The following is a 13,999-nucleotide window of genomic DNA, read 5'->3' on the forward strand; positions in this document are numbered from 1 at the left end:
CACCAACACCGCTGATACGACCTAACCTCGAGCTTCTTCGAGCATCTGCTTGGCGTGCGCTAAGCTCGCCTCCGATTGATCGCCGCTCAACATGCGGGCGATCTCGGCGGTACGCGCTTCGCCGGTTACCTCGTCCAAATGCGTCTGGGGAACCACGCCCGGTTCCTTGCTGACGACATAATGCTTGTCAGCCATGACGGCGACCTGCGCCAAGTGGGTTACGACAATCACCTGATGTGTAGCGGCGAGATCTGCCAGCACGCCCGCGAGCGCACGCGCCGTGGAGCCGCCGACACCGGCATCGACCTCATCGAACACGAGCGTATCAACACCGTCGGCGTTACCCAAAACCACCTTACTCGCCAGCATGACGCGGCTGAGCTCGCCGCCCGACGCAATTCGACGCAGGGGGCGCGGCGTCAAGCCGGCACCGCTACGGTATAGCAGCTCGTAGCTCGAAGGACCAACGGGCGTCCACTCAGCACGGGGAAGATCGCGCGACTCCCAGACGAGCTCGGCGCCGCCCATCTCCAGGCGAGCCATCTGGCGGCCAACCTCGTGACAGAAGCGCGGGGCCGCCGTATTGCGAGCGCGCTTAAGCGCCTTGGCGGCAGCAAACAGTTCGCGCTCCGCCGCGCCAAGCGCTTCACGCGCCTTTTTGATCTGTTCATCGCCATCATCAACCAGGGACAGCAGCTCTTGAGAGCGATCGCGCATGGCGAAAACATCGTCCATAGTGGGACCCCACTGACGCAACAGGCCCTTGAGGTCGGAATACCGCTCACGCATGCGAGCGAGCTCGCGCGCGTCGAAGGCGATGCCATCGCGATAGGCACGAAGCTCGTTCGCGCAATCCTCAAGGGAGATACAAGCATCCGAAAGTGCATCGGCAATGTCGCCCAGTTTGCGATCGACGGTAGCCATTCGAGAAAGCTCTGCCACGGCACTGTTCACGGCATCGAGCGCTCCCCCTTCGGCGGCAAGCGATGCATGGGCATCGTTAGCCGTCGCCACCAAGACCTCGGCGTGCTCCGAGCGCGGCAGCAGCTCCTCGAGCTCCTCATACTCGCCCGGCTTGGGGTCGACCTCGCCGATGCGCTCGAGGGCAAAGCGCGCCTCCTCGACGCGGCTCCCCTGCGCACGTGAGGCCTCTTCGACGCGTCGAACCTCCTTGGCGGCAGCGCGCGATGCCTTAAAGCAGGCGCGATACGCATCCAGCGCCTCGAGCGCAGAGCGCCCTGCCCACGCATCGACCATCGCAACGTGATGCGCCGGGTCGAGCAAGCGCTGGTGCTCGTGCTGGCCGCACAGATCCATCATCACGCCAACGCGCTCCGAAAGCTCGCGCACACTGGCGATGCGGCCGTCAATCTTCACGCGGCTGCGGCCCTCGGCAGAAAGGCTGCGCTGGACCGTGAAGCCTTCCGTGTCGTGCGGGCCGTCGAACAAGCGCGCCTCGACACTCGCCAGCGCCTCGCCCTCGCGCACCGTCGACGAATCCGCGCGCTCACCCAAAATAAGCTTGAGGGCCGAGAGCAGCGCGGTCTTGCCGGCACCGGTCTCGCCGGTCAGGACAGTCAGGCCGGTACTCGGCACCAGCGTCGCCTCGCGAATGAGTGCAATGTTAGAAACCTGCAGCTCATCGATCATGACGGACTCCGTAGAATACGCGGCTCACCGAGTTGTAAAAACTCTCGGGGCCGTAGTCGAGCAGCAGCACATCGCCGGGCCCGCGGCGCACCGCCACGCTCTCAACGGTGCCATCGCAGGTAATAAACTGTCCATCGATAGCGATCGCCGGAACGCTCGGACGGTCATCAGACATAAAGATTTCGACGACATCACTCGGCGAGGTCAAAAAGGCACGAGCCTGAATGGTGTGCGGCGCAATGGGTACGCAGACCATGCCCGTATAGTCGGGGCTCACGATGGGGCCGCCTGCGGATAGTGCATAGCCAGTGGAGCCGGTCGCCGTCGAAACGACGACACCGTCACCGCGCAGTCGATCGATATGGTGGCCCGACACCGTGATGTCGAACTCGACCATATCGGACAGCGGACCGCGGGTAAGTGCCATGTCGTTGAGGGCGAAGGTGCGAACGACATCCTTCGTACCGTCTTCGCGCACGGACACGATATCCGCGGCGATGGTGGCGCGACGGCTCACGTGCAGCTCACCGGACAGGGCATCACTCACAACCTGCAAAATGTCACGCTCCTCGGGGCTAGCGGCCGTCAAAAAGCCCAGGTGACCATAGGAAAGACCGAGGATAGGAATCTCGCGATGGTTGAGGATGCGGGCAGCGCGCAGGAGCGTGCCGTCGCCGCCGAGCGTAATGACCAGATCGGAGCCGTCAATATCAGGCGTGCTCTGAATCTTGGATCGCTGGTCGGCAGCCCATGCGACCTCATAGCCCTGGCGCGTCAGCCAAAGCTCGAGCATCAGGCCGCTCTCGACCGCCTCTTGCTTGTAGTAATTGGGAACCAGAAAGACCTTCATAGCGTTGCAGCTTTCTCGTTCAAAACCGATACCTGGAATTGCAGCTCGTCTTGCGTTCGGTCGCCGGGGTCAAATCTCGTGCCGTACAGGAAAAACTCAACGTTTCCCTTGGCACCATGAATGGGCGACACGCACACATCGACCGGGAACAGCCCCTTGGCAGCAAAGAGTTCAACTGCCGCAACGAGTGTATCGCGGCGCACGGCGGGGTCGGTCACAATTCCGCCCTCGCCCACCAGCGCCGCCGGAGCCTCAAACTGCGGCTTTACGAGCGTGCAGAATGCACCCGTAGGCGCCAGGCACGCCAGCACCGCATCGATAATGTTCGCGATGCTGGTAAACGAGACGTCACACACAGCCAGGTCGATAGCGCCGGCATAGCCAAGCTCAGGCAGCTGCGTCACGTTTGTGCGCTCATGCAGCGTCACGCGATCGTCCTGACGCAACGACCAATCGAACTGGGCGCGACCCACGTCCACCGAGACAACGGTCGCAGCTCCGCGCTTAAGCAGGCAATCGGTAAAGCCGCCGGTAGAGCAGCCCACATCCAGACAGGCAAGGCCCGTCGGATTGATACCAAACGCATCAAGCGCGCCTTCGAGCTTAAGACCGCCACGGCCAACATAGGGAATGCGTCCCTTCACGTGCAGCGGCAGACCCGGGATCACCTTAAGGCCCGGCGAAGTCAAACGCTCGCCGCCACTCGAGACCAAGCCGGCCATAAGAGTGCGAAGGGCATCCGCGCGATCGGCGCAGATGCCCTGTGAAATCAGTTCGTCATCAAGACGCACGCGTTTCATGAATGCCATCAACCATTCGTATCCGGAGATGCGGCCTAGCTATCCTGGGATTCGTTTGCCGCATCCTCATCGTATTCCTGCTCGAGCTTGTCGGCCTCACGCGGCGTCAGCTCAAACTTATCGACCATGTCGACCGCGCGGGAGCCCAGCTCAATCGCCTCGTCAAACAGATCGAGCGAACGCTCCAAGGAGGTATCCTTGGAGCGAACGGTAGCGATGATCTGATCCAAGCGGTCCGAAATCTCGTCGAAGTTGCGGACGGAACCCTCTGGCATGGCTACTCCTCGACGGAGTCGGCCTCGACGGCCTCAGCAGCGTCCGCGTCCTCGGCCAGCACGCCAGCCTCGGCCTGAGCAGCCGCAACCTTTGCGGCAGCCTCGGCAGCCTGTGCCTCCTCGCGAGCGCGATCTTCGGCCAGCAGCTCCTGGTACAGGTCCTCGCCCGGCAGCTCTTCACTGCGAGCGATCTTACCCAGCACGCCGTTGACGAACGACGCGGACTGGTCGGTGCCATAGGCCTTGGCAAGCTCGACGGCCTCGTTGATCACGATGGCATCCGAGACCTCCTCGTCGGTGAGGAAACGCATCTCGTAAACGGCGATACGCAGCAGATTGCGGTCGGCGCCGGGCATGCGCATAAGATCCCAGTTTTTGGCAACGGAACGCAGAGCGCAGTCGATGCGGTCGATATGCTCGTAAGCACCGCGGCACAGCTCCAGCGCATAGGGGTCGAGGGGACCCTTCGAGATCAGGAAATCGCCCTCGAGGACGCGCTCGAGCGGGCTGTCCGTGGCCTCGGCCTGGAACAGCAGCTGCAGCGCCTGACTGCGGGCAAGCGTGCGCCCGCGATAAACCTTAAGGCTCAAAGGTTACTCCTTGGGGAAAACGAGGCCGTCGATGCAAACGTCAACGCGCTCGACCTCAACGCCAACCTGGGCATCGATGGCAGCGACCACGGCAGCGCGAACGGCCACGGCGAGTTTCTTGAACGGATAGCCAAAGAACACCACAACGCGCACGGTAAGTGCGAGCTTGTCGCCGATGACCTCGGCCTCGACCGCCGGCTCGGAAGCCGGGGCCTTGGACGAGAGCATCATGGAGACAAGGTTGGTGGCAAGGTCCTTGACGCCAACGGAGGCGATGCCCTCGACATCCGACACGGCGCGCGAGACGATGGCGGTCAGAACATCGGGCGAAATGCCGATGCCGTCAATCTTGATTTCCTGGGGCATGAGTCCTCCTAGAAGAGTTGGTTGCTAGACGCGGGAGACGAACTTGCCGTCGCGGGTGTCAACCTTGATGACCTCGCCCTCGTTGAGGTACATGGGGACCTGGATGACGGCGCCGGTGTCGATCGTGGCCGGCTTGGTGGAACCCTGGACGGTGTCGCCCTTAAAGCCCGGGTCGGTCTGGACGATGGTGGTCTCGATGAACATCGGCGGGGTCACGCCCATGAGCTCATCGTCGGCGAAGAGCAGCTGGCAAATGTCGTTCTCGCGCAGCCACTTGGAGTTCTCGCCCACCATGTCCTCGGGAACAGGAACCTGCTCATAGGTCTCATTGTCCATGAAAATGTAGTCGGTGCCATCGTTGTAGAGGTACTGGAACTCACGGGTGGTGAGCATAACGCTCTCGAACTTGGTGCCGGCGTTGCAGGTGTTCTCGACGACGCGGCCGCTCTTGATGTCGCGGGTCTTGTAGCGCACAAACGCGCCGCCCTTGCCCGGCTTGACATGCTGGAACTCGACGATGGTGTAGACCTTGTCCTTGATACGGAGACCGAGGCCGTTCTTGAAGTCGGCGGTAGAAATGGTAGGCATAGCGACCTTTCTTGTTATGGGCAGAACGCACAAGCGTCCAAATTACATACGACAGAAATTATACACTTGCAGACGGCGCCTGCGGAGAGCGCATAAAAAGAGAACGCGGGGCGTCCGGATCGATTCGGACGCCCCGCCCCAAACTATCTACCGAAGTAGACTAGCAGTCGATAACGTGCAGGTCGTGCGGGGTCTTGGTGAAGGGCTCGTAGCCGTTCTCGGTGACAACGCCGTAGTCCTCCAGGCGCACGCCGCCCACGCCGGGCAGGTAGACGCCGGGCTCCATGGTGACAACCGAGCCGATCTCGATGGTGTTCTTGCTACGGTTGAAGTTGGGCAGCTCGTGGATGTCGATACCAACGCCGTGGCCCAAGCCATGGTTGTAGTAATCGCCATAGCCGGCATCGCCGATGATCTTCTTGGAAAGCTTGAAAATGTCGTTGCCCTCAACGCCCGGATGGATGGCGGCGACGCACTCCTCGTGTGTACGGCGCACGAGCGCGTACAGGTCGAGCTGCTCCTGGGTAGGCTCGCCCATCACGACGGTGCGTGTCATGTCGGAGCGGTAATCACAGTAGCCCGCGCCGTAATCCATAAGAACGAAATCGCCCTTCTCGATCACGCGGTCGCTCGGCACGGCATGCGGGTTGGCGGTGTTGGGACCACTCGCCACGATGGAGCCGAAGGCAAGGCTATCGGCGCCGTTGGCGAACATAAAGTTCTCGAGCTCGTTGCGAACCTGCTTCTCGGTCATGCCGGGCTTAATAAAGCCGAGCATATGCTGGAAGGCGGCATCGGTGATCGACTGCGCATGGCACATGAGCTCGATCTCCTCGGCGTCCTTGATGGCGCGCATCTTGCGAATGTCGTCATGCATCAGCGGCAGCATGCAGGCGACGGAACGATCCTCCAGACCACGCTGAATGCCCTGGTAGAAGTTGATCTGCATATCGTCCTCGACAGCACAGACGCGGCACTTATTGGCCGCGATCTTGCCGGCGACCCAACCGGGGATGGTGCCCTCGTCCATGTCGTAGACCCAGGGGCTGCCGGCGGGCGTGTTCTCCTCAAAGCTGTTGAGATAGCGCGAGTCGGTATGGAACAGGCACTGGTCGGCCGTAATAAACGCAGCGTGCGGGAACTCGAAGGTGTAATCGAAGACGCCCTTGACGCCCGTAAGCCAACGAAGATTGGCCTCGTCGCGCACCACGATGGCGTCGTAACCGCGCTCAACCATCAGGGCACGGACACGCTCGATACGACCGGCAGGACCGGCAGCAAACTCAGACATGCAGATTCCTTTCTTGTTGTCTTCATAAAGACGGAACGGGCTCAATCAACGAACGGAATCGCGAGCGATTCGCAACCGATTGGAAACCCGCCCCTCAACATGATACGAAAGACGATGGATGTCAATAAATCCTAGAGAAGTTCGTTACGAGAAGCCAAGTATGCGTGAGCATGGCGGTCGAGAACCTCGTCCTCAACGCTCGTTAGACGAATGGCGCCGAGCGCCGCGGGCAGCGGCAACATGCTGCGGTTCGAGCGGACAAACTGCTGCCTGCGGAACTCCTCGATATATGCGGCAGGCTCCAGATCGAAGGCAAGCTCCTCGATACCAAAGTCCTCCAGGCAGTCATCGACCTCAAAGACGTAATCGATATCGAAGTCGCAGGCATCATGTGCTAGGCGCGCCTCAAAGCGCATGCCCTCGGACAACAGCTGGTAGGCAGGCACCGGCGAAGCGGCATCGCCAAAGCAGGCGCGCAGGGTACACTCCCCCGTCTTGCCAAAATCGAGCGCATGGCGGGCGCTCGGGTTCGTGGCCATCAGTACGTCCTTACGAGCAGTCTGAGACCACTGAACGGCATTGACGAGCGCGACCTCCTCGCCCGAGAGAATCTCGGGAATGGTCTCGGTAAACTGATTCCAGCGGGACTTGCTGCTCGAAAGCATGGTGCCAACAAGTACCGCATAACCGAGCTTAAGGTCCTCGGGGTCCGCCGCGCGAACAAGGTCGAGGTCACACACGACCAAGCCCGGCTCGGGACGGAACGCGATAGCGGGAAGCGCATTCGCCGACGAGGCAACGAGCGGCTTCATGGTCGTCGCGACCGTGAGCATGGCGTCAAACGTCGTCGGCAGCAAGGCGCACTCGGTGCGACCGCACCACTGATTGGCACACCAGCAAACGACTGAGCAGATCGCCGTGTCGCCGACAGCGACAACGAGATCGTCACAGGTAATGCCATTAGCCGACAGGGCGCCAAAGACGGTATCGGCATCGACCAGCGTAGCACCGGCAGGCGAAACCTCGAGGACGAGCAACGACACGGCAAAACCGGCGTCAACCAGTGCATGCTCGACAGCCTCGCCAAAACGCTCGGATGTGGCGTCGTTCCAAACCACCATCGCGCGCTTAGGCTTGCCCACAGCCGAGGCAAACATGCGCGGCAGCTCCTCGAACGCGCCCAATCCGACGCGGACATCGACACTGCGGTTTTGGAAATTGATAAGTTGACGGCGAATCATAGCAGTCCACGCTCCAAAAGCATCTCGGCACAAAGGTAGGAAACGTCCTCGAAGGACTTGTTGCGAATATCAAGGGTAATATCGGCGGCCCGGCGATACAGCGGACGGCGATGCTCAAACAGGCGCGCAGCGTGCTCGGGCGAGCGGAAATCGGGCCGGGTATCGGAGCGGCGAATCTGGCGCAACGAGTCCTCAAAGTCGCCTTCGAGGTACACACAGGTACCCATCTCGTGCATCAGCTCAATGTTCACCGGCGTCTCGACGATGCCGCCCCCGCACGATACCAGCAGGCTGCGTTCGCTTTGAAGCGAACGGAGTGCCGAGGTCTCGAGCTCGCGAAAACGATCCTCGCCCTCGGTCTCAAATATCTCGGTCACCGACTTGCCGCATCGACGCACAACCAAACGATCGGTATCGATAAAACGCCGCTTGAACATAGTGCCCACGTTGCGCGCAAGCGTCGACTTGCCCGCGCCCAAAAAGCCGATAAAGAAGATATGGTCGCAGCCGTGTTTGATGTGCTGAGACATGGCGAAACCTATTCCTCGCAGGGAAGGTCGCGCAGGGCCCGGCGCTCAAAGATACGGAAGATCTGCGTGTACCACAGGTCCTGGGTCGCCTGCGGCTTGACCAGAATAGTGTCAACGCCGGCAAAGTTACCGCTCCACACGTCCGTGTAAAGCTGGTCACCGATCAGCACGGCCTCGTCGGCCGTGGCGCCCAGACGCTTAAGACCCGCCTTCAGGGCAAACGGGGCGGGCTTCATGGCGTGGCTGATAGCCTCGAGCCCCAGCTCGCGCGCCGATGCCATGACCTGGTCGCGATGCCAGTTATTGGACACCATACACAGCTTAAAGCCCTTGGCATGGGCGGCTTCGAGCCAAGCTGAAACCGCAGCGGGAACCTGCTCGGTATCGCGCGGCACCAGAGTGTTATCGCGGTCGAGTAGAATGGCGCGCTTGCCGTCGGCCCAGAGGGTATCGAGGTCGATGCGGTCAACTGAGGCAACATATCGTTTGGGGCTAAAAATCCTCATGATCAATTCCAAGACTGTTGGTGCTCTTCGTAGGTCTTCGAGAAATACTCCTCGTCCTGTGTAATATAGAAATACAGGTCATCAGAGTCGGTCGGCTCAAGGGTAGCCTTGAGCGCCTCGAGCGACGGAGAGCAGATGGGCGTGGGCGGCAGGCCTTCATGCTTATAGGTGTTATACGGACTATCGCTCTGCAGGTCGTTGGCGGTAACCTCGCCGCCGGTGACATACATCATGGTCGCATCGCTATTGAGGTAACGCAGGCCATCGAGCTTGCCCGCCATACGGTTATAGAAAACCGAAGCCACATGCGCGCGCTGATCGGCGTTGAGGCCCTCGCGCTCGACGATCGAGGCAAGGTTAACGATGTCGTAATCGGACATCTCCACGCCATAGCGCTCCTTGATCTTGGCCTCGCAGCTGGCAAAGTCAAGCGACTTATACTCGGCGTTGAACTGGTCAAGCATGGCGCGAATCGCATCATCGGCAGACGGGTCCTTACCCAACGAATAGGTCTTGGGGAATAGGAAGCCCTCGAGCGAATCGTTCGCGGCATCTTTAAGGAAAGCGTAATCATTCACATAATTGCTCGCCTTGGCCTGGTTAAGGAAGTCTTCCTTGGAGATGCTGTCGTATGCCGCGGCCACGCGATCGGCGACCTGGTCGACCGTTAGGCCCTCAGGGATAGTCAGCGCATCGGAGCCGGCATTGGGCCCCTCCATGAGCTGCTGGACAACCTTGGTCGCATCCATCAGCGTCGTGAACGAGTACGTGCCGGGCTTGAGCGACATATCTGCGTTGAGCTTTTTGACCGCCGCGTAGTAATCCTTGGGATTCTCGACAATATGGTTCTCGGAGAGAATCGAGGCGATCGTATCGCCCGAAGCTCCCTCGGGAATCGTGACGGTAACTCGCTGGCCAGCGGTGACGCCTGTCTCCTCCCCGCAAAACAGGCCCTTGACGGCCGGAACGACAAAGAAGGCAATGGCAGCAAGAGCAAGTACGGCAACAACAACGCCGATAATCATAGGCACCGGAGAGCTTTTCTTTTGGACGCCACGGCGGGCATGCGTGTTATAGCTCGAGCGCGTGGCCGGAGCTACGCCATGTGTGCCGTGAGCATGATGTGCACGCGTATGCGATTGAGGCGCCTGCGCACGCTGCGTGGGCGCCTGCTGCTTAAAGCGGGTACCGCTTGCGGCCCGGGCTGCGCGGGCAGCGGGCTGTTGGGCAGGACGCTGAGCAGATTGTGCTGCACGAGAGGAGGGCTGTGCGGGACGAGCAGCAGGCTGAGCCGCACGCTGCGTCGGTTGCATCGGACGCTGGCCGGACGATACAGGGCGCGGCGTAGGCTGCCCCTGGCGATTCGGCTGGCGCGGATCGGAAGCGCTAGGCATGCGAAACCTCCTCGTTTTTGCGATCGAGCCACGTCTGCAAGAACAGGCTGGCGGCGATCATGTCAATCTTGCCCCTCATCTGCTTTTCGTTGAGTCCCTGCTCGCGTAGGATACGCTTTGCCTCTTGCGAGGACAGGCGCTCATCCTCAAACTCAAGCGGAAGATCGAGCTCTTGGGCAATCTTTTGCGCAACGGCGGCAACGCGCTCGGCCTGGGGGCCGGGCTCACCGGCCATGGTCAAGGGACGTCCGCTTACAAGGATATCGGGCTCATAGTCCTCAACCAGGTAACGGAACGTCTTGGCCATGCCAGTGACCTCGGCAGCCGGGAGCACCTTGACGGGCATTGCCATCTTGCCATCACGGCTCGAGACGGCAATGCCAATCCGGGTCTCCCCTATGTCCAGCGCGAGCGCGACCACAGCGACTACTTAACGTCCGAGCGCGGTCTTGGCAGCCGCGAGGGCATCGGCGATACCGGCAGCGTTCTTGCCGCCAGCCTGGGCCATGTTGGGACGACCGCCACCGCGACCGTCGACCAGGCCCGCGATCTGCTTGATCACGTTACCGGCGTGGAAACCGGCCTTGACGGCGTCATCGGAGCCGGCAGCGAGCAGGGCCGGGGTGCCCTTTTCGGTCACGCTAGCGACGACGCAGGCGACGGGACCGGCGACCTTCTGGTGCACGGTATCCCACACATTGCGCAGGTCGGCAGCCTCAAGGCCCTGGAGCTCAGCGACAACGAGCTTGTAGCCATTCAGCTCGACAGCGCCTTCGATGGCGCTGGAAATCGCATCGGAGGAGCCACCGGTGAGTGCCTTCTTGAGCTTGTTGGAAGTCTCGCGCAGCTCGGCCTGCAGGTTCTCCACGCGGGCGGGAACCTCATCAACGCGGCACTTGAGCGCAGAGGCAGCGGCGTCAACGAGCGCCAGGCGGTCGGCCATGTAGTCGAGAGCGCCCTTGGAGGTCACGGCCTCGATACGGCGGACGTTGGAGCCCGTGGAAGACTCGGAGATGATCTTGAACAGACCGATCTCGGCGGTGTTGGCGGCATGCGTGCCACCGCAGAGCTCGCGAGAGAACGGCTGGTCCTCGGCGCCCACGGAGACAACGCGGACGACGTCGCCGTACTTCTCGCCAAAGAGGGCGACAGCACCGGCGGCCTTGGCCTCGTCGATGCCCATGACGCGGGTCACAACCGGCTTGGAAGCGAAGATCTGCTGGTTGACCAGGTCCTCGACAGCCTTGAGCTGCTCGGAGGACAGGGCCTCGAAGTGCGTGAAGTCAAAGCGCAGGTGCTCGGGCGTCACCAACGAGCCAGCCTGGGAGACATGCTCGCCCAGGACCTGCTTAAGCGCGGCGTCGAGCAGGTGCGTGGCGGTGTGGTTGCGACGCAGGAAGCCACGGCGCTCGGCGTCGAGCGCGGCGGTCACGGTAGCACCGACGGTCAGCGTGCCCTCGGCGACGTGGGCGACGTGGGCATACAGGCCGTTGTGGTTCTTGGTATCGGAAATGGTCAGCGCAACGCCCTCGGCGGAAAGCTCGCCGGCGTCGCCCTGCTGGCCACCCATCTCGGCATAGAACGGGGTGCGGTCGAGCACGACCTCGACGTCCTCGCCGGCGGCAACGGACTCGACGGACTCGCCGTTGCTCACGATGGCGACAACCTTGGCGCCCTCGATGACGTCGTTGTCATAGCCGTCGAACTCGGTCGCGGCAACCTTGTCGGAAAGCTCGACCCACACGTCGTTAAAGCTACCCCAGGCATCGCCCTTAGCGTTGGCGCGGGCGCGGGCCTTCTGGTCCTCCATGCAAGCGGTAAAGCCATCCATGTCGACGTCGTGACCGGCGGTGCCGGCGATCTCGACAGTCAGGTCAATGGGGAAACCAAAGGTGTCGTGAAGCTTAAAGGCAACATCGCCCGGAAGGACAGCGCCGTCGGCGAGCGCGGCCAGGGCCTCGTCCAGGTAAACGCGGCCGTTGTCGAGCGTCGTTGAGAAACGCTCCTCCTCGGAGGCGACGATGCCCTTAACGAGCGCGACGTTCTTGAGCAGCTCGGGATAAGCCTCGCCCATCTGAGCGTTGACCTCGTCGATAAACTTGGTCAGGAAGGCGCCCTCGATGCCCAGCAGACGACCGTGGAACACGGCACGACGGAGCAGGCGGCGCAGGACGTACTCGCGGCCCTCGTTACCGGGCAGGATGCCGTCCGAGATCATAAAGTCGACGGCACGGGAGTGGTCGGCGATGATGCGCAGGGAGCGGCTGGCGCCGGAGTAATCGTCGGCGTCATAGGTCTTGCCGCTGATCTTCTCACCGAGCTTGATGAGGTGCTGCATCAGATCGCCGTCGTAGTTAGCGGTCTTGTGCTGCATGATAGCGGCCATGCGCTCCAGACCCATGCCCGTATCGAGGTTGCGGTGCGGCAGCTCCGGCATGGAGCCGTCCTCCTGGCGGTCGTACTGGGTAAACACGAGGTTCCAGAACTCAAGGAAGCGGTCGCAGTCGCAGCCAGGCTTGCAGTCGGGGCTGCCGCAACCGACCTCTTCGCCCATGTCAAAGTAGATCTCGGAGCACGGACCGCAGGGACCGGTGGGGCCAGCGGCCCAGAAGTTATCGTCCTCGCCCAGACGAGAGATGTGATCCTCGGCAACGCCAAGGGAGCGCCACACGTCGTGGGTCTCGTCGTCCTCGGTAAAGACGGTGAAGTACAGGCGGTCGAGCGGCAGCTTGAACTCCTTGGTGATGAGCTCAAAGGCCCAAGTGCAGGCCTGCTGCTTGGAGACGCCGCCAAAGGAGAAGTCGCCGAGCATCTCAAAGAAGGACAGATGACGGCCGTCCTCGCCAATGCAGTCGATGTCGTTGGTGCGAACGCACTTCTGACAGGAGATCGCGCCGATCTCCTTCATGGTCTTCTTACCCTGGTAGTACTCCTTAAACTGGTTCATGCCGGCGTTGGCGAGCAGCAGCGAAGGATCGTCGGGAACGAGGGACGAAGAAGGATAGAGCTTAAGACCGCGCTCCTCAAAGAAGTTGAGGAACTTAGAGCGAATCTCGGCCGTAGTCATTGACGGGTAGTCAGCACTCATAGAGGGAATCTCCTCGGTTTCACATCGAAACAGTTCAAACGTAACGATATTACCATCCCACTGCGCCTGTGCAAAAAAGAGGGCCGCCAAACAGCGACCCTCCAGCGAAAGTGCATGTTATTTAGGACTAAGCAATCCTTTGAAAAAATGTTTATAGTAACAATCGCTTCATTTTTACTGTTTAAAATACGTCTTAATTCTTCAAGTATTTTGAGTTCTTCCTTCTCCATAACTACGCCCCATTCTTTTTTTGTATAGTAATATTGTATCATTAGGAATCACAAATCACAAGTGATTTGTGATTAATCACTTGTGATTTGTGATTAATATATAAAAGCCCTCTTTAAAGGGCTTTTATGCTTATTTTGAAAAAGAGATAAAATCAATATATCCCTTTTCTCCGATTTTTACAACGGCATTGTAGGACTTTCTATCTTTCGTTTTGATTCCTTTTACCAGGGTTTCTTTTCCCTCTAGTAATTCTTTTACATTTGTTTTGGTGAGTTTTTTCTTTCTAAAATGTTCAGCTAAAGTGAAGGTACATTCAGGATAATTTGAACAACCATAAAACGATTTTTTTAATACAATATTGTTGCCACACTTAGGACATTTTCCTACAAGGGGTCCCGAGCGCTTAGTGGGAATTTGTACCCCTTATCGATACAAATTCCCCGTAGGCGCTAGGGACCTCTTTAGCTCCTTGGAAGCTGTCAGTAGTATACCTAATAATTTATCTACATTCCCTTTAGTAACGTGTAACTTTCCAAATTTACAAAAGCCTTGATTCTCATTTTCATTGCAACAGCCTCAGGACTCAGCGCAACGCGTTG

General features: G+C 59.9%; 14 protein-coding genes and 2 pseudogenes. All 16 read right to left on the minus strand.

What is annotated here, in order from left to right; translation table 11 throughout:
• Positions 1–21: 21 nt before the first annotated feature.
• Complete coding sequence (locus tag DWV32_RS03690; protein WP_117757237.1) at positions 22–1,650, minus strand: DNA repair protein RecN; 1,629 nt, start codon at positions 1,648–1,650, stop codon at positions 22–24.
• Entirely contained in the window at positions 1,640–2,500 is an 861-nt protein-coding gene (locus tag DWV32_RS03695; RefSeq protein ID WP_035138200.1) for an NAD(+)/NADH kinase, read from the minus strand. Before DWV32_RS03695 ends, DWV32_RS03690 begins: the two co-directional genes overlap by 11 nt.
• Positions 2,497–3,300 carry a TlyA family RNA methyltransferase gene (locus DWV32_RS03700; protein ID WP_233540394.1) on the minus strand — a complete coding sequence of 268 codons (804 nt, stop codon included), beginning with the start codon at positions 3,298–3,300 and terminating at the stop codon, positions 2,497–2,499. The genes DWV32_RS03695 and DWV32_RS03700 overlap by 4 nt, the downstream gene beginning before the upstream one ends.
• A gap of 35 nt (positions 3,301–3,335) precedes the next feature.
• The gene (locus DWV32_RS03705; RefSeq protein ID WP_006233978.1) at positions 3,336–3,575 is read right to left on the minus strand and encodes an exodeoxyribonuclease VII small subunit; all 240 of its coding nucleotides are present in this window, start codon (positions 3,573–3,575) and stop codon (positions 3,336–3,338) included.
• Between the two features lie 2 nt (positions 3,576–3,577).
• Positions 3,578–4,165, minus strand: a complete 588-nt coding sequence (gene nusB / locus DWV32_RS03710) for a transcription antitermination factor NusB (RefSeq protein WP_117757239.1) — start codon at positions 4,163–4,165, stop codon at positions 3,578–3,580.
• 3 nt (positions 4,166–4,168) lie between these two features.
• Positions 4,169–4,531 carry an Asp23/Gls24 family envelope stress response protein gene (locus DWV32_RS03715; RefSeq protein WP_117757240.1) on the minus strand — a complete coding sequence of 121 codons (363 nt, stop codon included), beginning with the start codon at positions 4,529–4,531 and terminating at the stop codon, positions 4,169–4,171.
• Between the two features lie 24 nt (positions 4,532–4,555).
• On the minus strand, positions 4,556–5,119 hold the full coding sequence (gene efp, locus DWV32_RS03720; protein ID WP_117757241.1) for an elongation factor P: 564 nt from the start codon (positions 5,117–5,119) through the stop codon (positions 4,556–4,558).
• 160 nt (positions 5,120–5,279) lie between these two features.
• Positions 5,280–6,410, minus strand: coding sequence for a Xaa-Pro peptidase family protein (locus tag DWV32_RS03725; RefSeq protein ID WP_117757242.1), 1,131 nt, complete (start codon positions 6,408–6,410; stop codon positions 5,280–5,282).
• 131 nt (positions 6,411–6,541) lie between these two features.
• Positions 6,542–7,651, minus strand: coding sequence for a hypothetical protein (locus DWV32_RS03730; RefSeq protein WP_117757243.1), 1,110 nt, complete (start codon positions 7,649–7,651; stop codon positions 6,542–6,544).
• Positions 7,648–8,181 carry a shikimate kinase gene (locus DWV32_RS03735; protein WP_089571747.1) on the minus strand — a complete coding sequence of 178 codons (534 nt, stop codon included), beginning with the start codon at positions 8,179–8,181 and terminating at the stop codon, positions 7,648–7,650. Before DWV32_RS03735 ends, DWV32_RS03730 begins: the two co-directional genes overlap by 4 nt.
• Positions 8,182–8,189: 8 nt before the next feature.
• The gene (locus DWV32_RS03740) at positions 8,190–8,687 is read right to left on the minus strand and encodes a YqeG family HAD IIIA-type phosphatase (RefSeq protein ID WP_117583452.1); all 498 of its coding nucleotides are present in this window, start codon (positions 8,685–8,687) and stop codon (positions 8,190–8,192) included.
• Positions 8,688–8,689: 2 nt separating this feature from the next.
• Positions 8,690–10,081, minus strand: a complete 1,392-nt coding sequence (gene mltG, locus DWV32_RS03745; RefSeq protein ID WP_233540392.1) for an endolytic transglycosylase MltG — start codon at positions 10,079–10,081, stop codon at positions 8,690–8,692.
• A complete protein-coding gene (gene ruvX / locus DWV32_RS03750; RefSeq protein WP_117583450.1) occupies positions 10,074–10,502 on the minus strand; it encodes a Holliday junction resolvase RuvX in 429 nt (142 codons plus the stop codon). The genes mltG and ruvX overlap by 8 nt, the downstream gene beginning before the upstream one ends.
• A 9-nt stretch (positions 10,503–10,511) precedes the next feature.
• Entirely contained in the window at positions 10,512–13,169 is a 2,658-nt protein-coding gene (gene alaS, locus DWV32_RS03755; RefSeq protein WP_117757245.1) for an alanine--tRNA ligase, read from the minus strand.
• Between the two features lie 137 nt (positions 13,170–13,306).
• Positions 13,307–13,441, minus strand: a pseudogene (locus DWV32_RS03760) (chromosome partitioning protein ParA); the annotation flags it as partial.
• An 88-nt stretch (positions 13,442–13,529) separates the two neighbouring features.
• A pseudogene (locus DWV32_RS10515) lies at positions 13,530–13,790 on the minus strand (topoisomerase DNA-binding C4 zinc finger domain-containing protein); the annotation flags it as partial.
• Positions 13,791–13,999 lie beyond the last annotated feature (209 nt).

Origin of the sequence: Collinsella sp. AF04-24, assembly GCF_003465685.1 — a bacterium.
Classification (GTDB): domain Bacteria; phylum Actinomycetota; class Coriobacteriia; order Coriobacteriales; family Coriobacteriaceae; genus Collinsella; species Collinsella aerofaciens_AP.